The sequence below is a fragment of the Caulobacter sp. GW821-FHT12D05 genome (genome assembly GCF_058807295.1).
Map to the genome: position 1 here is coordinate 1,503,070 of NZ_JBXAQO010000001.1, position 18,246 is coordinate 1,521,315.

Below are 18,246 nucleotides of genomic sequence, written 5' to 3' on the forward strand. Positions count from 1 at the left end.
GACAAGCGCGCAGCGCGCCGATCCGGGACCGCCGGAAGCGCCGAGCTTTCCGCGGTCCCGGCTCTTCGCTTCGCTGCGGCCGGGATGACAGGTATTTGAGTTTACCGTGCCGCGGTCGTCTTCACCGTTGGCGGCTTGGCCGGTTGCTGCCCCGGCGGCGCCGGCACGACCAGCGGCCGCTCGATCGCCTGGTACACCAGGCTCCGCGACTGCGCGTCCAGGCCAGGTCCAACGCCCCCCAGGCGCTGGATCATACCGACGAAGAACAGGTCGTTGACGGGGTCGATCCAGAACCAGGTGCCGGCGCTGCCGCCCCAGCTCACGGTCCCCGGCCCCACCGGCGCGCCCGAGGCGGCCGGGTCGACGGCCACGGCCATGTCCAGGCCGTAGCCCATGCCGGCGGCGAACGGGAACGGCTTGGGGCCAGGCTTGAGGACCCCGGTCGTGCCGTTGGTGGTGACCACGAAGCCTGGCGGCAGGTGGTTCTGGGTCATCAGGGCCACGGACTCGGGCTTGAGGATCCGCACGCCGCCCAGCTGGCCCTTGTTCAGGATCATCTGGGCGAAACGTGCGAAGTCGTCGGTCGTCGAGACCAGCCCGCCCCCGCCCAGCGGCGCGGCCGGCGGCTTGCTGACGTCGCGCCAGGCGCCCTCGACGGCCGGGACCAGCTGGCCGGTGGCCGGGTCGCCGTCATACAGGGCCGCCAGGCGCCCCTGCTTCTGCTCGGGCACGTAGAAGGCCGTGTCCTTCATCTTCAGGGGGCTGAAGATGTGCTCTTCCATGAAGATCGGCAGGGCCTCGCCCGACAGCTTCTCGACGATATAGCCCTGGATGTCGGCCGCCACGCTGTAGCGCCACAGCTGGCCGGGCTCCGAGAACATCGGTAGGCCCGAGACCTTCTGCACCAGGTCGGTCAGCGACGAAGACTGCAGCACCCCGGCCCGGTAGTAAGCCTGATCGGCCGGGCTGTTAGGATCATCGGCCAGGCCATAGGCGAAGCCGGCCGTGTGGGTCATCAGCTCGCGCATGGTCGGCGGGCGGGTGATCGGGGCCAGGATCGGCTGGCCGGCCGCGTCGACGCCGGTGGCGATGCGCAGATTGGCGAACTCGGGCACGTACAGGCTGATCGGGTCGTCCAGCTTCCACAGGCCCTGCTCGTACAGGATCATCATCGCCACGCCGGTGACCGGCTTGGTCTCCGAGCGGATGCGGAAGATGGCGTCGAACGGCATCGGCTCGCCGTTCAGAGCCCGCTTGCCGAAGGCCTTGGCGTGGACGACGCGGCCGTGGCGGGCCAGCAGGGTCACGCCGCCGGCGACCTGGCCATTGGTGACCATCGCCTGCATGTGCTCGTCCAGCTTCTTCAGGCGCTCGGACGAGAACCCTAAGTCCTCCGGCTTGGCCTTGGGCAGGGCCAAGGCCGGAGTCGCGGCGACGGCCGCGCAGCCGAACACGCTGGCCAGGAGGCGCAGCGCGCGACGACGCAGCCGTCCACTCATCATTTCGGCTTGAACCGCTTGTTGGTCGCGAAGCCCTTGGGAACCAGCTTGCCAGCCCCGGCGCGACGGCCGACCCATTCCTTCCACTCCGCCCAATCGCGGCGGCGGCCGGCGGTGTCGATCCAGTAGGCCCCGGTCTCGGCGTTGAACGACAGGCCGTCGCGCAGGCCGCCCTCACGGTAGGCCTGCAGCTTGACGCCCTTGCCGCGCGGCATTTCGGGCAGCTCTTCCAGCGGGAAGATCAGGATCTTGCCGTTGTCGCCGATCACCGCGAACTGGTCGCCCACGGCTTCCAGGCAGAAGGCGGCGCCGGCGGCGTCGACGGTCAGGACCTGCTTGCCGGCCTTGCGGTTCGCGAGCGCTTCTTCCTCGGGCATCAGGAAGCCGTAGCCCAGCTTCGAGGCCAGAATGCGTTTGCGGCCGGCCTTGAACGGGAAGACGTCGATGATCTTCACCTTGTCGTCCAGCTCGATCATCATCCGCACCGGCTCGCCATGGCCGCGCGCGCTGGGCAGCTTGTCACAGCCCAGCGTGAAGAAGCGGCCGTCGCTGGAGAAGATCAGCAGCTTGTCGGTGGTCTCGGCCGGGACCAGGAAGCCCAGCTTGTCGCCTTCCTTGAACTTCAGCTCGGACGGATCGTCGATCTTGCCCTTGGCGGCGCGGATCCAGCCGCGTTCCGACAGGATGATGGTGATCGGTTCACGGACGATCATCGCCTCGATGGCGGCGTCGGCGTCGACGATCGGCGCATCGGCGAAGATCGAGCGGCCGTTGACGCCGGTCGGACGAGTCTTGTCCCAGGGGTGCTTGATCTTCAGCAGGGTCGCGCGGACCTCGGCCAGGCCCACGCCCACCAGCTTCCACTGCTTCTCGTCGCTGGCCAGCATCGCGAGGATCTTGTCGCGTTCTTCGACCAGCTCGGCGTGCTCGCGGCGGATCTCCATCTCTTCCAGCTTGGCCAGTTGGCGCAGGCGGGTGTTGAGGATGGCGTCGGCCTGGATGTCCGAGAGCCCGAAGGTCTCGATCAGCTTTTCCTTCGGCTTGTCCTCGTAGCGGACGATCCGAATGACCTCGTCGAGGTTCAGATAGGCAATCAGCAGGCCGTCCAGGATATGCAGACGGGCTTCGATCTTGGCCAGGCGGTGACGGGCCCGGCGGGTCAGCACTTCGCGGCGGTGAGCCAGGAAGGCCATCAGGGCCTGCTTGATGCCCATCACACCGGGAGTACCCCGCGCGTCCAGCACGTTGATATTGACCGGGAAGCGGCTCTCCAGCGCCGAGAGCTTGAACAGGCTCTCCATCAGCACTTCGGGCTCGACGTTCTTGGACTTGGGCTCGAGCACCAGGCGGATGTCCTCGGCGCTCTCGTCGCGGACGTCGCCCAGCAGGGCGGCCTTCTTGCTGTCGATCAGATCGGCCAGTTGCTCGACCAGATCGGACTTCTTCACCTGGTACGGGATCTCGGTGACGACGATCTGGTAGGTGCCGCGACCGGTGTCTTCCTTTTCCCACTTGGCGCGGATGCGCACGCCGCCGCGACCGGTCTCGTAGGTCTCGAGAATGCTGGCGCGCGGTTCGACGATGACGCCGCCGGTCGGGAAGTCCGGACCCGGCACCTTCTCCATCAGCTGTTCGGTCGTGGCGTCGGGATTGGTCAGCAGCAGCTGGCAGGCGTCGATCAGCTCGGCGGCGTTGTGCGGCGGGATCGAGGTGGCCATGCCGACCGCGATGCCCGACGAGCCGTTGGCCAACAGGTTCGGGAAGCCCGACGGCAGGACCACCGGCTCCTCGTCCTGGCCGTCATAGGTCGGGCGGAAGTCGACCGCGTCCTCGTCGATGCCGTCCAACAGAAGCGTCGCCGCTTCTGTCATCTTGCACTCGGTGTAACGCATGGCCGCAGCGTTATCGCCGTCGATATTGCCGAAGTTGCCCTGCCCCTCGACCAGCGGCACGCGCTGGGAGAAGTCCTGGGCCAGACGCACCAGGGCGTCATAGATCGACTGGTCACCGTGCGGGTGGAAGTTACCCATGACCTCGCCGACCACCTTGGCGCACTTGCGCGCGGCGGCCTCGGGGTTCAGGCGCATGTTGCTCATCGCGTACAGGACGCGACGGTGCACGGGCTTGAGACCATCGCGCACGTCGGGCAGCGCCCGCGAGCCGATGGTCGACAGCGCATAGGCCAGATAGCGCCGCGACAGGGCTTCCGTCAGCGGCTCGTCGAGGATGCGATCACCGTCGTCGGGACCGCCGGGGGGCAGGACAGATTTGTTCATCGAGGGGATTCGTACTCCGGGTCAGGAGTCTAGCAGGAATCCCCCCGCTGATTCGAGCGCTTAGGCCTGAACGATCCCCGGTTTTCCGGCTTCCAGCGCCCATTTGGCGCGGGTCGACAGCTTGCCGTCGCGACGGGAGACGGCGTCCAGCACCTTGAACTCGGTGACGAAGGCCTTGGGCGTCACGTCGCAGATCGCGTAGCCGCGCTGGCTGTTGTTGAACTTCAGCTGCGGGTTGCCGGCCTGGACCTTGGCCATGTCGGCGCGCTGATCGACGCCGTCGCCGCCCGACGTGATCGAGGTGATCACGAATTCCGAGGCGATCGGCGCCCCCTCGTGCTTGGCGCCGTCCACCCACAGGTCGCCGGCGAAGTTCTGGTGCTCGTCGCCGGTCAGGACAACGGCGTTGGCGACCTTGGCGTCCTTCATCTTCTGCAGCAGGCGACCGCGTGGAATGCGGTACCCAGCCCACGAGTCCGGATTGACCTGCACGCCCGGAGCGGCGTCGCGATCGAGATCCATCATCATGATCTGCTGGGCGATGACGTTCCAGGTCGACTTCGAGCCCGTCAGGCCCTCCATCAGCCACTTCTCCTGGGCCGCGCCGACGACCTCGGCCTTGAGATCGCCAATCTCGGCGCAGGACGCCGCGTACTTGTCGCCGCAGGGCTGGTCGGTGCGGAACTGGCGGGTGTCCAGCAGGTTGAGGTTCAGCAGCTGGCCATAGGCGGCGCGGCGGTAGATCTGCATGGATGCGCCAGCCGGGAAGCTCGAGGCCCGCAGCGGCATGTTTTCGTAATAGGCCTGCACGGCGGCCTGGCGGCGCAGGTTGAACAGCTTGGGATCGGTGCCGTCCTGATCCCGGTCGCCGACCCAGTTGTTGTCGGTCTCGTGATCGTCCCAGACGGTGAACCACGGCGCGGCGGCGTGGGCGGCCTGCAGGTCGGTGTCCATCTTGTACTGGGCGTAACGGCGGCGGTAGTCGTCCAGCGCGTAGATCTCGCTGCCGAAGTGCTGGCGGACATTCTCGGTCGGGCCATTGGCGCCGCCGTTGTAGGTGCGGTTGCCGCGCCCTTCGTAGATGTAGTCGCCGTAGCAGAAGACGAAGTCGGGATTGTCCTCGGCCAGGCGGCGATAGGCCGTGTAGTAGCCAGCCTCATAGGCCTGGCAGCCGGCGACGGCGAAGCGGACGCGGTCCAGGGCCGCGCCCAGGGCCGGCGTGGTGCGGGCGCGACCGGTCAGGCTGCGCTCCTTTCCGACGGTGAAGCGGTACCAGTAGTCGCGGCCCGGCTGCAGGCCGCCGACCTCGACGTGGACGGCGTGGCCCAGTTCCGGCGGAGCGATCGTCACCCCCTTGGCGACGATGGTGCGCATATTGGCGCTGTCGCCGACTTCCCACTCGACCGCGACGGGGGCCATCGGCATGCCGTAGCCGATCTCGAACGGCTCGGGCGCCAGGCGGGTCCAGATCACGAAGCCGTCCGGCGATGGGTCGCCCGAGGCCACGCCCAGCTGGAACGGATAGGTCCGGAACGCGACTTGAGCGAGCGCCTTGCCGCTCTCCAGCGGGATCGCCAGGGCGGTGATCGCCGAGGCGCCGAAGACGTTCAGCAGGCGGCGACGGCTGAGGGCGTAGCGGTCGAGGACGGACATGGCGGAACTCCGAAACTGAAGCTCCGCCGATAGCGCGGCAGTGTGACGGTTCTATCGTCTAGACCACGGCGTCGCCGAGACCCTGGCGCAGCCGCCGCCACAAACCCAGCGGCGCGATCTTCTCGCCCAGCCAATGGCCAAGGATCAGCCCCAGCAGTCCTCCCAGCCCAAAGCCCGCGGCGAACCCGACCAGGAAGAGCAAGCCGCCGAACTCCGTGCTCTTGAACGGCGCCGCGAAGGCAATGCCCAAGGCCAGCGACAGGACAAAGGACAGGACCACGGCGAAGGTGCCCATGAGGGCGAAGTGGATCGCCAGACGACGCAGCGGCTTGAACAGCGCCATCACGCCGCAAACGACCAACCCCACCAGCCACAGAAACACGATGATGAAGTGAGGCATGGCCGGCGCGTCCGATCGGTTGCGCCGGCAAGATGCTACAACCTGCCGGCCTCCGCCAGGCGATCCAGCAGCCACATGCGTGGCGCGGGCAGCGGTCGGTTCAGCGGGCCGAACACGAACTGCTCCAGGAAGTGACCGGTGATGTCGAGGCCGGCCTTCACGTCACCGTCGCTCAAACCGCCTTGGGCCGACAGCAGGAACGGCGGCAGCGGCAAGAGCTTGTCGTGATACGGCTTGCCCGCCGCGCGGCTCACCGCCCGTCCGGTGCGCGGGCTGACATAGACCAGGTCGTCGAAACTGCCGGTGGCGGCGCACTTGGAGAGGTCCAGGCCGAAACCCAGCTCCTGCAGCAGGCCCGCTTCGTAGCGGACGTACACAGCCGGCCAGATCTCGGGGATCTCCAGCACACGGATCAGGGCTTCCAGCGCGTGGAAGGCTCCGGGATGGGCCTCGCGCTCCGGCAGGGCCAAGGCGGCGACGGAAGCAGCGGAGGACAGGCCCGCCAGCGCCAGGCTGTCGTCGAACAGGCTGGAAGGCCCCTCGCCCATCGGCTCCAGGGTGGCCGAGCCCAGCTGGTCCGCGACGCGGGCGCGATAGCGGGCGATGACCCGCGCGCCCGGCTGCAGGAAGGGCTTCATCCGGCGCGAGGCCGCGCCGGCCACGTGGGCGACGAACTTGCCGTGGCTTTCCGTCAACAGCTCGACGATGGCCCCCGTCTCGCCATGCGAGCGGGCCGAGAGGACGTAGGCTTCGTCCTCCCATTCGGTGGTCAAGCGGGCGTACCCCAGGCCACGACCTTCTCCAGCACCGGCTTCCAGTCAGCCTCGACCGGCAGGCCGATCACGTCGCGCAGGGCCGCTTCCAGCTCGTCGACGGTCAGGTCGCGCTGCTCGACCACCGCGCCGGTCAGGTCGCGATGGGTGAAGCGGTTGTTCTTCAGGGCGTAGCGGGCGTTGGCCGTCGTGCGGCCCACCGTCATGCTCCAGGTGAAGTGCGAGCTGGGGTGGGTGTAGGTGAAAAAGTTGGCCTGCTCGTAGTCGATCGTCGCCCAGCCGCCCTTCGACACCTGGTACAGCGGCGCCCAGCGGCCCGACAGGTCGGCCTGGACCTGGCGCTCGGCGACGCCGTCGGTCTCGGCGTCGACGATCCGGAACTTGCCGTGCGGGCTGTCCTGCACCTCGTCCGAGAAGAGGCGCAGCGGCGCGGTCAGCACGCAGCCGCCAAAGCCGGCGTCGGCCAGCCAGGTCTCGCCCCCAAACTCCTCTGGGATGGTCACGCCCAGCACCTGGTGCGAGCGCGGACGCGGCGGCGCGCCTTCCGGCGCCATCCACTGCACGCGGGCCATCAGGCCCTCGACCTGGAAGCCCAAGGCCTCCAGCACGCGCTTCAGAAGGCCGTTCTGCTCGTAGCAATAGCCGCCCCGCCCGGCGCCGATCAGCTTGGCGTCGATGTCGGCCGGGACGATGCTGATCCCGCGCCCCAGCAGGACGTCGAGGTTCTCGAACGGGATCAGGTCCGGGTGCTTCAGCGTGATGGCGCGCAGCGTCGCCATCGTCGGCTCGCGGGGGCCGTCATAGCCGATGCGGCCGAAGTAGGCGTCCAGATCGACCGAAGGGGCTACCGCAGGCGCATCAAACATCGAAATCCAGTCCGATATCGCTGAACAGACCGCGCTCCTCGGCCCAGTTCTCCTTGACCTTCACGTGAAGGAACAGGTGAACCTTGCGATCGAGGATGTCGCACAGCTCCTCACGTGAGGCCTGGCCGATCCATTTCAAGGTCTGGCCGCCCTTGCCGATGACGATGACCCGCTGGCCCTCGCGCTCGACGAAGATGGTCTGCTCGATGCGAACGCTGCCGTCCTTGCGTTCCTCGAAGGCCGTCGTCTCCACGCTGGCCGCATAGGGCAGCTCTTCGTGGACGCGCAGATAGACCTTCTCGCGGGTGATCTCGGCGGCCAGCAGGCGGGCCGGCAGGTCGGCGGTCTGGTCTTCCGGATACAGCCACGGGCCTTCCGGCATCAGGGTCACCAGCTTGGCGGTCAGGTCCTCGACGCCCGCGCCGGTGGTGGCGCTGATCATGAAGACGTCCGAATAGACGCCCTGGTCGAAGAAGTCCTTGGCCACGGCCAGCAGGGTGTCGCGCTTGATGCCGTCGATCTTGTTCAGGGCCAGGATGACCTTGCGATCGGCGGCCTTCAGGCCCTCGATGATGGTCTGGACGTCCTGGGCCGAGCGGAACTCGCCCGGCGTTGCCTTGTCGGCGCGGCTGGACAGTTCGGCCTGCACGTCGACCAGGTGGACGGTGGCCTCGGCGTCTTCCGAGCCGGCCCAGGCCGAACGGACCATGGCGCGGTCCAGGCGACGGCGCGGGCTGAAGATCCCGGGGGTGTCGACGAGCACGATCTGGGTGTCGCCCTCGATGGCGACGCCGCGCACCGGGAAGCGGGTGGTCTGGACCTTCTGGGTCACGATCGAGACCTTGGCCCCGACCATGCGGTTGACCAGGGTGGACTTGCCGGCGTTCGGCGCGCCGATGATGGCCGCGAACCCGGCCTTAGTTTGGGAGGTGGTGTCAGTCATTGCGCGTGCGTGTAGCACCGATGACGGTTCGGCGGTAGCGAGGCCGCGTCAGGCCCCGCTTTCGGCGCTGGGGATCAGGGCCAGGAAGTTGCGGGCGCTGGCCGGGATGTCACCGGCGCGGGCGGCCAGGGCCAGGCTGACGCGGGGCGGCTCGCCATCGATCGGTCGGTAGACCACGCCCTTCACCGCCAGCTGGGCGATCGAGGCCGGAACCAGCGCCACGCCCAGTCCCGCGGCGACCAGATTGACCATCACGGCGATCTGCGGGGCCTCCTGGGCGATCGTCGGCTCGAAGCCTTCCCGCCGGCAGGCCTCGGCGATCAGGTTCAGGAAGGTCTGGCCGATGCCCCGCGAGAAGATCACGAACGGTTCGGCGCGCAGGGCCGACAGCGGCACGCTGGCCCGCGCGGTCAGGGCGTGGCCCACCGGCAGGGCCACGATCAGCGGCTCTTCGCCCAGCGGGATCAGGCGCAGGTCGGCGCCGTCATCGACATTGGCCGGGCGCACGAAGGCCGCATCCAGCTCGCCGCTGCGCAGCCGCTCGACCAGGCGCGCGGTATTGCCCTCCTCCACCACCAGGCTGGCGTCGGGGTGCTTCCAGTGGAAGACGGTGAAGGCCTCGGTGACGATCGGATGGAAGTTGGCCGACGAGGTGAAGCCCACCCGCAGGGCGCCGTCCTCGCCGCCGCCCGCCCGCCGGGCCGCGCGCACCGCCCGCTCGGCCTGGGCCAGGATCTTGCGCGCCTCGGGCAGGAAGGCCTCGCCGGCTTCGGTCAGGGTCGCGCCGTGCGGCCGGCGGCGAAACAGGGCGAAACCGATCTCGGTCTCCAGGTCGCGAATCTGCTGGCTCAGCGGCGGCTGGCCGATGCCGATCCGCGCCGCGGCCCTCGTGAAGTTCTGCTCCTCGGCGACGGCCAGGAAATAACGGATATGGCGAAGTTCCATGCGGGCGCTCAGATCCGGGTCGCGCGGGGCTTGAAGTCGGGCATCGGTGTCCGTCTGGAAATTGAAGCGCGCACCTTCTAGGCGCAGCTTATGACGTCGGTGGGTGCTTGCGAGAGTCCCGGAGAGCTCCGGCGACCGTCTTTCCCACGATCGCCGCCAGCGCTAGCAAAGCCGCGGGGACGATCGCCAGAAGCCAGACCAGAATGATGGCCGACAACTGCAGGATGGTCGTGACAACCACCAGCGTCTTGTTTTCCGGCTTCAGATCACTCGAACGCACAATACTTGGCACGGGGCATGTCTCTTCGCAGGACGATCAAAAAGCTCCTGGCTCACGCCGTCGTCGCCCCCCGTAGGCCACCGGACCGCGAACAAGAAAGTCGTCAATGGATGGGAGACACCTTGCGGTGTCGGAATAAATCCTATGTAGAGTTCAGGTCTCTTCGCAAACTCAATTCCGAGAAACCCATTTTGGTTTCTGTGGAAATCTGGGATTTCCAGGTAAAGAATGTATTAAATTGTAAAATACCAAGTAGTTATACGTTATAAGTATAGAGCGATTGCTTTTACATACACTCCCGGACGCATTCCGGTCCGGAGCAACTCGAAGGCGGAGTCGACGGGGATTGGCGCGGCTCAACGCTCGGCGTTCGCGAGATCGAAGCCAAAGAATTCAATGTGTTGTCGATTTTACGCGGCCTTGAATGATCCGCGCGTGGAACCGCCCCCATACTCATCCTCACCTGACGGCGCGAAAGGGACGTCCGGCCGGCGACTTGGGCGGCCGTCAGGGGTGATCGAGCGGGAAGCGTTCGCCGGGCTTCTTTCGGGAAGTCCCTTCGCGGCGGATCCAGCAGCAGGCTCCCTGAAACATCGGGACGAAGCTCTGGCGGCGAGGGTTCGGAAAACGCGGCAGGCACGGGCTGAAATCGCCCATGCGGTCCGGATGGGATGGCCAATCCCTCCGCCCGTCGGGGGCCAAAGGTCGGGAGCGGGTTAAGACCCCGCGTCTCGCAGGCTCACCGGATAACGGATCACGCGGAGCGTTCGGACTTCGTCGAAACGGTATTCAACTCATCCCCCTTCCGGGCGACGCCCGGCGCTCCGCGGTCCCTTTCACGAACTTCAGCGGTCGCCGCGTGAAGCGGCGACCGCGCGGCCCTGTCAGGGCTGGTAGCCGTTAGCGGCCATGCACCGCTCGGTCGCGGCCTCGGTGGCGGCGTTGCGGGCGTGGCGCTGCTTGCCCTTGTGGCGGTCGTACGGCGGCTTGAGGCGCAGGCCGGTGTCGCCGCTGGGCGTGGCCTGCGCCGCCGGCGAGGCGGACGAGATCTTGAAGTTGTCGGTCTTGCCGGCCCGGACCTGCTCGCGGCAGGACGCGAAGGTGGTGGCCCACATCCGTTCGTCGCTGCTGGGGCCGCCGGCGCTCATCCGGCCGCCCATGGAACAGCCGCCCAACGTGGCGATCAACATCAGACCCGTGGTCGTTCGTATCAAAAGGCTCATGAACAGCTCCTGGAAAACCCCGAAGAGCAGCGCATGGATAAGGCCTTGGTTCCGCTTGGAAACCTAGCCCGCCCCTTCCCGCTCCAGCAGCGCCTTGGCGGCGGCCTTCTCGGCTTCCTGGCGAGACTTGCCCTTGGCGATGGCCGGGTCGACGCCGGCGACCGTCGCTTCCACGGTGAAGACCGGGGCGTGGTCGGGCCCGGTGCGGTCCAGGACGCGGTAGGTCGGCAGCGGCCGGCCCTTGCCCTGGGCCCACTCCTGCAGGGCGGTCTTGGGATCGCGCGGACGCCCCTCGCCGGCCCGGTCGAACTCCTCGCTCCACAGGTCCAGGAAGACCTTGCGGGCGGCGTCCAGGCCGCCATCCTGATAGAGGGCGGCCATCAGGGCCTCGGTGGCGCCGGCCAGGATCGAGTCGGTCTCGCGACCGCCGATCTTGCTGGACGAGGCCGACAGACGCAGGGACGCGCCCAGCTCGGCCTTGCGGGCCACGCGGGCGCAGGTCTCGCGGCTGACGATGGCGTTCAGGCGCGGGGCCAGCTCGCCTTCCTTGGCCTTGGGGAACCGCTGGGCCAGGGCCTCGGCGGCCAGCAGGCCCAGGACGCGGTCGCCGATGAACTCCAGCACCTCGTTGTCGCGGACCTTCTTGGCCCCGTCCCCGACGCTGGCGTGCGTCAGGGCGCGTTCGAGCAGTTCGCGATCTTGGAATTGATGGCCGATCCGGCGCTCCAGGTCGCCGACGGCGGCGACCCGTCTATCCATTTTGCGAGATCACTTCAGCACGTGGAAGAAGCGGCTGGGACGGGCGTTCAGGAACCACGTCCACGGCTTGAACAGGCTGGCCTCGGCGCTCCACGACAGCAGGATGATCTGGGCGCGGCCGACCAGGTTCTCTTCCGGAACGAAGCCGACGCCGACCTCGTCGCCGATATACTGGTCCAGCTCATAGTCCCACTTGCAGGCGGCTTCCTTGTACGGCGAGACGCCCGGATCGAAGCGGCTGTCGGCCGAGTTGTCGCGGTTGTCGCCCATGAAGAAGTAGCAGCCGGTCGGGACCGTATAGATGCCGGTGTTGTCGCCGCGGCTGTCGGGACCGAAGTCCTGGGTGTTGTAGACGCGGCCTTCCGGATTGGTCTCGGCGAAGCGCTGGACCTGCTGGGTGAAGCCGTAGCCGGTGTCGACCAGGGCCGGAGCCTGCTCCTTGCGCGGCAGGGCCTTGCCGTTGATGTAGACCTGACCGCCGCGGATCTGGACCTTGTCGCCCGGCATGCCGATCAGGCGCTTGATGTAGTCGGTGCGGTTATCGCGCGGCAGCTTGAAGACGATGATGTCGCCGCGCTTGGGCGCATGACCCAGGATCCGGCCCTTGATGATCGGCGGGCTGAACGGGATCGAGTGCTTGCTCCAGCCGTAGCTGAACTTGGACACGATGATGTAGTCGCCCTGATAGAGGTTGGGCTCCATCGAGGCCGACGGGATCGTGAAGGGCTGGAACAGCAGGACCCGCAGCACCAGGGCGATACCCAGGGCGTAAGCGACGGTCTTGATGATCTCGATGAGCTCAGCGACGACGCCCTTTTCTTCGGGCGGCGTGAGGTCGTCGGCGGCGTCGGTCATGCGGGCGCTGAGCTCTTCGAAGATGATTTCCGGGCGAACCCGTTTGGCTTTGCTAGACGGGCTGAGCCCGCCGGGCAAGTGCGGCGCGTTAGCTTGGCTTTGAGGCGGTGTTGGGGCGACCTACGCCTTAGGCAGCGCTTCGATGATCACGAAGGCCTGGGCGTAGGGGTGATCGTCGGTCAGGGACAGGTGGATCACCGCCTCCATGCCCGGCGGGGTCATCGACTTCAACTGCTCCAGCGCGCCGCCCGTCAGGGCCATGGTCGGCTTGCCGGACGGCAGGTTCACGACGCCCATGCCGGCCAGATGCACGCCGCGCTTCAGGCCCGTGCCCAGGGCCTTGGAGCAGGCTTCCTTGGCCGCGAACCGCTTGGCGTAGCTGGAGGCGCGGTCGGGCTTGCGCTCGGACCGCTTGCGCTCGATCTCGGTGAAGACCTTGTTGGTGAACCGGTCGCCGAAGCGCTCGAGGGACTTCTCGATCCGGCGGATGTCGCACAGGTCCGAGCCGATCCCGATGATCACGCCGCCAGCTCCGCTCGGGCGGCGTCCATCAGGACCCGCATCCGTTGAATCGCCTGCGGCAGACCCACAAAGATCGCCTCGCCGATCAGGAAGTGGCCGATGTTCAGCTCGGCGACTTCGGGGATGGCCGCGATGGGCTTCACCGTCGCGTAGTCGATGCCGTGGCCGGCGTGGACCTCCAGGCCAAGGCTGGCGGCCAGGGCAGCGCCCTTCTTGAGGCGCTCGAGGATGGCCTCGGCGCGCTCGAGGTGACCTTCACGGGCCGCGTCGCAATAGGCGCCGGTGTGCAGCTCGACGACCTGGGCGCCGGCGGCGGCCGAGGCGCGGATCTGGTCGGGGTCGGCCTCGATGAACAGCGAGACCCGCGCCCCGACGGTGCGCAGGCGGCTCGTGGCGTCGGTGATGCGGTTCTGGCCCTTGACCACGTCGAGGCCGCCCTCGGTGGTCACTTCTTCCCGGCGTTCAGGGACCAGGCAGGCGGCGTGCGGCTTGGCGCCCAGCGCGATGCCGATCATCTCGTCGGTGACCGCCATCTCGAAGTTCAGCGGCTTGCCGCGTTTGTGGCACAGGTCGGTCAGGACGGCGATGTCGGCGTCGCTGATGTGCCGGCGGTCTTCTCGAAGGTGCGCCGTGATGCCGTCGGCCCCGGCGGCCAGGGCCAACTCGGCGGCCCGGACCGGCTCGGGATAGGAAGAGCCGCGCGCGTTCCGGATCGTCGCCACGTGGTCGATGTTGACGCCCAGACGCAGCATGGCTCAGCCCTTCAGACGGCGGCTGCCGGGATCCTCGATCGGGATCGCGGCCAGTTCAGGCGGCAGGGCGTCGGCGGGATAGGCCGGCACTTCCAGGCTGCACAGCGAGATCAGCGGCACGCCGACATCGACCTTGCCGCCCGAGCGATCGACGATGCAGGCGGCCGCGACGACGTCGCCGCCGGCGTCCACGATCGCCTGGATGCATTCGCGCGACGACAGGCCGGTGGTGACGATGTCCTCGACCATCACGACCTTCTGGCCGGGCTCCAGGTGGAAGCCGCGACGGAACTTGAAGCCGCCGCCCTCGCGCTCGACATAGATCGAGGCGACATTCAGGTGACGGGCGGTCTCGTAGCCGGGGATGATGCCGCCGACGGCCGGCGAGACGGCGACGTCGGGCTGGCCCACCGTGGCGATGATCTTCTCGGCCAGGGCCTTGCACAGGCGCTCGCAGCGCTCGGGGCGCATGAACACCAGGTTCTTTTGCAGGAACACCGGGCTGTGCAGGCCGGAAGACAGCACGAAGTGGCCTTCACGGAGAGCGCCGGCGGCGCGGAATTCGTCGAGGACGTCGTCGTTGGTCATGAGCCACGGATATAGAAGCAGGAGGCTGAGTCTTCAAACACCGCCTTGCCTTACGGGACGCTTTCGGGCTCAACCGCGCCCATGACCGAAGAACCTCAACGCCCTCGCGTCGGCTGCGGCGCGGCCATCCTCGACGATCAGGGCCGGCTGCTGCTGGTCAAGCGGGTCAAGAACCCCGAGGCCGACCACTGGGGCGTGCCCGGCGGCAAGCTGGACTGGGGCGAGGCTGCTCGCTCGTGCGCCGAACGCGAGATCAACGAAGAGCTGGGCGTCACCATCAAGGCCGGCCGCGTCCTGGCCGTCACCGATATGGTCGCGCCGGACTACCACTGGGTGGCGATCACCTATGCGGTCGAAAGCTTCGAGGGCGAGCCGGTCATCCAGGAAGCCCACGCCATCCACGAATGGGGCTGGTTCGCCCTGGACGCCCTGCCCTCGCCGATGACCGCCGGCAGCCTGGACGCCGTGGCGGCCCTCAAGGCGGCGCGCTAGGCGATCGCCACCTCGATCCGCCAGACCCGGCGCTCAAGCACCCATTTGCGGCGCGGGAAGTCGTCAATATCCGCGCCGGCCAAGGTCCGATCGATGTCGCTGACCACCGCCGGATTGTCGGTGTAGTAGCTGTGCTGGACTTGCCGGTCAGAGATATCGGCCACCCGGCGGCAATCGACCAGCGCCACCTTCTTGGGCAGCAGATCAATCAAGCGCGGTCCATCCGTACCGAGCCGGTCGGGGTTGGTCTTGGTCTTGTCGGAGACCCACAGGGCCTTGTCCTTCGGATTGAAGTAGACCGTGACCCGCTTGGCCAGACCGGGAAGCGGCTTGAGCTTGTCGTCGTGCTCGAAGGTGTCGTCATCCTCGTCGGGCGAGGCCAGCAGGATCTGACCGAAGATCCGCTTGATCCCTTCGCGTTCCTTGGACAGCAGGGCCTGGACGCCGTGGCGCAGCACATAGGCGCCCATGCTGTGAGTCATCAGGTGGATGTCACGGTCACAGAGGATCGACGGTGTTCCTTCCGGACGCCGGGCGTCTTTCTTCTGCAGCCAGGTCAGGAAATCGCGCAGCTTGAAATAGGCCCGCGCCAGCGACGCTCCCGACGCAAGGGCGTCATCGCGGTCGCTGTAGTACGACATCCACGGCACCTTCTGGCCATCCGACGGCCAGGTGAACACGACCACGTTCAGGAGGCGAGGCCCGCCCTCGGGCTGGCCATGGTCGTCCAACGGCGTGACCGTCAGCTGTCGGGCCAGACGCGCGCCGGCCTCCATGGCGTCGTTGAAACTGACATTGAAGCCGTGGATGAAGACCAGGGTGTCGCGCCCCTCGCACATCGCCTTGCGGACCCCTTCCAGGAGCCGTCCGCCGCCACGCTCCAGATCCGGCTCGGCGGGAGGCGGCTTATTCGGGTCGACCACGACGTCCTCGTAGACCTCGACCTTGGCGCCGCCCAGCAGCTTTTCGACGCCCTTGCCAAAGTCGACATGGCCGAACCGCAAGGCGGCTACGCCGTCCAGATTGATGCCGCCCCCGAACACCAGGTGGCTGTTCTCGGGCTGATAGTTGCGATTGGTCGCAAAGTAGACGCGCACTTCTTCCATGGCCGCCCCCTGACTTGCAGGAGAAGGACGATGCGCCTTTAACGAGAATTCATCAACCGCGCAGCTTGGGGCTTAACCCCGCGTCCGGTCCACGGTCTCGACCGACGGACAGGCCCGCAGGGCGGCCTGGATGTTGGTCAGGTGCTTGGCGTCGCGGACCTCGACGTCGATGTCGGTGTCGAAGAAGTCGCTCTGCCGGTGGTGCATGCGCAGATTGACGATGTTGCCGCCGGCCTCGCCGATGATCGTGCAGACCAGGCCCAGCACGCCGGGCGCGTTCTGGATCGTGGCGTGCAGGCGGGTCAGCGAGATGGTCGAGCGCTCGGCCTCGGGCGTCCAGTTCAGGTCGCGCCACAGCTCTTCGTGGTCCTCGAACTCGGCCAGACGCGGGCAGTCGATCGTGTGGACGTCCAGGCCCTCGCCGTCCTCGCGCAGGATGCCGACGATGCGGTCGCCCGGCACCGGGCTGCAGCAATGGGCGAAGTGCAGCGAGACGCCCGGCGTCAGGCCGCCGCCACGCACGTACAGCGTCGCGTCCTGGCCGCCCTCGATCTTGCGGCGCGCCGTGGCGGCCTCGCGATCGGAGTCCTTCATGCCCGGATAGGCCGTCTCAAGCACCTGGCTGGGCGAGACCCGGCCGCGCCCGACGGCGTCGAACAGCGCCTCGTCGCTCTCCAGGGCGAAGCGTTCCAGGATCGGCCGCAGCGACACGTCCTTCAGCTTCTTGCTGGCGCGCTCGAAGACCTGTTCCAGGGAAGCCCGGCCCAGGCGCAGGAACTCTTCCTTCTCGGTCTGGCGGATGTGGCGGCGGATGGCCGAGCGGGCCCGGCCCGTGACCGTCAGCGAGCGCCAGTCCGGCGGCACCACGGGCTTGGAGCCGCGCACCACCTCGACCACGTCGCCATTGACCAGCGGGGTGCGTAGCGGCTTGAGCTCGCCATTGATCTTCACGCCGATGCAGGTGTCGCCGACGCTGGTGTGGACGGCATAGGCGAAGTCCAGCGGCATCGCGCCCCGGGGCAGGCTGACCAGCTTGCCCTTGGGGGTGAAGACGAAGACCTGGTCCAGGAACATCTCGAGCTTGGCGTGCTCGACCAGTTCTTCAGAGTCCCCGCCGTGCTCCAGCACCTGGACCAGCTGGCGCAGGTTGGCCAGCGGATCGCGGCCGCCGGCGGCTTCCATGCCTTCCAGGTCGAGGCCGTATGAGGCGTCCTTGTAGCGGAAGTGGGCGGCGACGCCCTCTTCGTTGACACGGTCCATGCTCTCGGTGCGGATCTGCATCTCGATGCGCATGCCGCGCGGTCCGACGACCGTGGTGTGCAGCGAGCGGTAGTTGTTCCGCTTCGGCGTCGAGATGTAGTCCTTGAAGCGGTCGGGCACGCTGGACCAGGCCCGGTGCACGACGCCCAGGGCGCGGTAGCAGTCTTCCTCGCTGTCGACGATCACGCGGAACGCATAGATGTCGGCCATCTGCGAGAAGCCGATCGATTTGCGCTGCAGCTTGCGCCAGATCGAATAAGGCGACTTCTCGCGGCCGAAGACGCGAGCCGGCAGACCGGCCGATTCCAGGCGTGCGCCGATCTCCTGGCTGACCAGGGTCACCGCCCCGCCCTGCTCTTCACGCAGAGTATCCAGGCGGCGGATGATGGCGTCGCGGGCCACCGGGTTGGTATGCTGGAAGGACAGCTCCTCCAGCTCCACGCAGATCTTGTGGCAGCCGATGTTGCGGGCCAGCGGCGCGTAGATGTCGCGGGTTTCGCGGGCGATCCGTTCGCGCTTCGCCTGGTTCTTGATGAAGTGCAGCGTCCGCATGTTGTGCAGACGGTCGGCCAGCTTCACCAGCAGGACGCGGACGTCCTTGGAGATGGCCAGGATGAATTTGCGCAGGTTCTCGGCCTGGCGCATGTGCTCGGCCTGCAGCTCGAGCTTGGAGAGCTTGGTGACGCCCTCGACCAGCTCGCCGATCTCGTCGCCGAACAGCTTGGCGATCTCGTCCTTGGTGACCGGGGTGTCCTCGATCACGTCGTGCAGCAGCGCCGTGACGATGGTCGCGGTGTCGAGACGGTACTCGGTGAGGATGCCCGCCACCTCGATCGGATGGGCGTAGTACGGGTCGCCGCTGGCTCGGGTCTGCGAGCCGTGCATGCGCATGGCGTAGACATAGGCGCGGTTCAGCAGCGCCTCGTCGGCCGTCGGGTCGTAGGCATGGACCCGCTCGATCAGTTCGTATTGGCGAAGGAATTTCGGCCGAGGCTTCGGCGCTTCAGTCGGCGTGGCAGGAGCCACAGACGACGACGCGCCCGATTCTGCATCG

Annotated in this window: 18 protein-coding genes; 1 reads left to right on the forward strand and 17 read right to left on the reverse strand. The window is 67.4% G+C overall.

Features of this window, described 5'->3' with window-relative positions; all coding sequences use genetic code 11:
- Positions 1 to 101: 101 nt before the first annotated feature.
- The 15 genes from AC1RRR_RS06630 to pyrE form a co-directional block, all read right to left on the reverse strand.
- Positions 102 to 1,502 (reverse strand): serine hydrolase domain-containing protein, encoded by a 1,401-nt coding sequence (locus AC1RRR_RS06630; protein WP_492811526.1) that lies wholly within the window; start codon positions 1,500 to 1,502, stop codon positions 102 to 104.
- Positions 1,499 to 3,775 carry a DNA topoisomerase IV subunit A gene (gene parC / locus AC1RRR_RS06635; RefSeq protein WP_492811528.1) on the reverse strand — a complete coding sequence of 759 codons (2,277 nt, stop codon included), beginning with the start codon at positions 3,773 to 3,775 and terminating at the stop codon, positions 1,499 to 1,501. Before parC ends, AC1RRR_RS06630 begins: the two co-directional genes overlap by 4 nt.
- Before the next feature lie 60 nt (positions 3,776 to 3,835).
- Complete coding sequence (locus tag AC1RRR_RS06640) at positions 3,836 to 5,428, reverse strand: alkaline phosphatase D family protein (RefSeq protein ID WP_492811530.1); 1,593 nt, start codon at positions 5,426 to 5,428, stop codon at positions 3,836 to 3,838.
- A gap of 58 nt (positions 5,429 to 5,486) precedes the next feature.
- Positions 5,487 to 5,828 carry a hypothetical protein gene (locus tag AC1RRR_RS06645; protein ID WP_492811532.1) on the reverse strand — a complete coding sequence of 114 codons (342 nt, stop codon included), beginning with the start codon at positions 5,826 to 5,828 and terminating at the stop codon, positions 5,487 to 5,489.
- Between the two features lie 35 nt (positions 5,829 to 5,863).
- A complete protein-coding gene (recO, locus tag AC1RRR_RS06650; RefSeq protein WP_492811533.1) occupies positions 5,864 to 6,601 on the reverse strand; it encodes a DNA repair protein RecO in 738 nt (245 codons plus the stop codon).
- Positions 6,598 to 7,467: an arylamine N-acetyltransferase family protein gene (locus tag AC1RRR_RS06655; RefSeq protein ID WP_492811535.1), complete on the reverse strand. Its 870-nt coding sequence runs from the start codon at positions 7,465 to 7,467 to the stop codon at positions 6,598 to 6,600. The genes recO and AC1RRR_RS06655 overlap by 4 nt, the downstream gene beginning before the upstream one ends.
- Complete coding sequence (era, locus tag AC1RRR_RS06660; protein WP_492811537.1) at positions 7,460 to 8,410, reverse strand: GTPase Era; 951 nt, start codon at positions 8,408 to 8,410, stop codon at positions 7,460 to 7,462. Before era ends, AC1RRR_RS06655 begins: the two co-directional genes overlap by 8 nt.
- 48 nt (positions 8,411 to 8,458) lie before the next feature.
- Positions 8,459 to 9,355, reverse strand: coding sequence for a LysR family transcriptional regulator (locus AC1RRR_RS06665; RefSeq protein WP_492811539.1), 897 nt, complete (start codon positions 9,353 to 9,355; stop codon positions 8,459 to 8,461).
- An 88-nt stretch (positions 9,356 to 9,443) separates the two neighbouring features.
- Positions 9,444 to 9,647: a hypothetical protein gene (locus tag AC1RRR_RS06670; protein WP_492811540.1), complete on the reverse strand. Its 204-nt coding sequence runs from the start codon at positions 9,645 to 9,647 to the stop codon at positions 9,444 to 9,446.
- An 872-nt stretch (positions 9,648 to 10,519) separates the two neighbouring features.
- Complete coding sequence (locus tag AC1RRR_RS06675; RefSeq protein WP_492811542.1) at positions 10,520 to 10,858, reverse strand: hypothetical protein; 339 nt, start codon at positions 10,856 to 10,858, stop codon at positions 10,520 to 10,522.
- Positions 10,859 to 10,921: 63 nt separating this feature from the next.
- The gene (rnc, locus tag AC1RRR_RS06680) at positions 10,922 to 11,617 is read right to left on the reverse strand and encodes a ribonuclease III (RefSeq protein WP_492811544.1); all 696 of its coding nucleotides are present in this window, start codon (positions 11,615 to 11,617) and stop codon (positions 10,922 to 10,924) included.
- Between the two features lie 9 nt (positions 11,618 to 11,626).
- Positions 11,627 to 12,472: a signal peptidase I gene (lepB, locus tag AC1RRR_RS06685; RefSeq protein ID WP_492811545.1), complete on the reverse strand. Its 846-nt coding sequence runs from the start codon at positions 12,470 to 12,472 to the stop codon at positions 11,627 to 11,629.
- 120 nt (positions 12,473 to 12,592) lie between these two features.
- The gene (acpS, locus tag AC1RRR_RS06690) at positions 12,593 to 12,994 is read right to left on the reverse strand and encodes a holo-ACP synthase (protein WP_492811546.1); all 402 of its coding nucleotides are present in this window, start codon (positions 12,992 to 12,994) and stop codon (positions 12,593 to 12,595) included.
- Positions 12,991 to 13,746: a pyridoxine 5'-phosphate synthase gene (locus AC1RRR_RS06695; protein ID WP_492811547.1), complete on the reverse strand. Its 756-nt coding sequence runs from the start codon at positions 13,744 to 13,746 to the stop codon at positions 12,991 to 12,993. The genes acpS and AC1RRR_RS06695 overlap by 4 nt, the downstream gene beginning before the upstream one ends.
- A 3-nt stretch (positions 13,747 to 13,749) precedes the next feature.
- A complete protein-coding gene (gene pyrE / locus AC1RRR_RS06700; RefSeq protein ID WP_492811549.1) occupies positions 13,750 to 14,334 on the reverse strand; it encodes an orotate phosphoribosyltransferase in 585 nt (194 codons plus the stop codon).
- Between the two features lie 81 nt (positions 14,335 to 14,415).
- On the opposite strand from pyrE, the gene AC1RRR_RS06705 reads away from it, so the two are divergent.
- Positions 14,416 to 14,826, forward strand: coding sequence for an NUDIX domain-containing protein (locus AC1RRR_RS06705; RefSeq protein WP_492811550.1), 411 nt, complete (start codon positions 14,416 to 14,418; stop codon positions 14,824 to 14,826).
- Here AC1RRR_RS06705 and AC1RRR_RS06710 read toward each other — a convergent pair.
- Complete coding sequence (locus AC1RRR_RS06710) at positions 14,823 to 15,932, reverse strand: alpha/beta hydrolase (protein ID WP_492811551.1); 1,110 nt, start codon at positions 15,930 to 15,932, stop codon at positions 14,823 to 14,825. The genes AC1RRR_RS06705 and AC1RRR_RS06710 overlap by 4 nt on opposite strands.
- 72 nt (positions 15,933 to 16,004) lie before the next feature.
- Positions 16,005 to 18,218, reverse strand: coding sequence for a RelA/SpoT family protein (locus AC1RRR_RS06715; protein ID WP_492811552.1), 2,214 nt, complete (start codon positions 18,216 to 18,218; stop codon positions 16,005 to 16,007).
- Positions 18,219 to 18,246 lie beyond the last annotated feature (28 nt).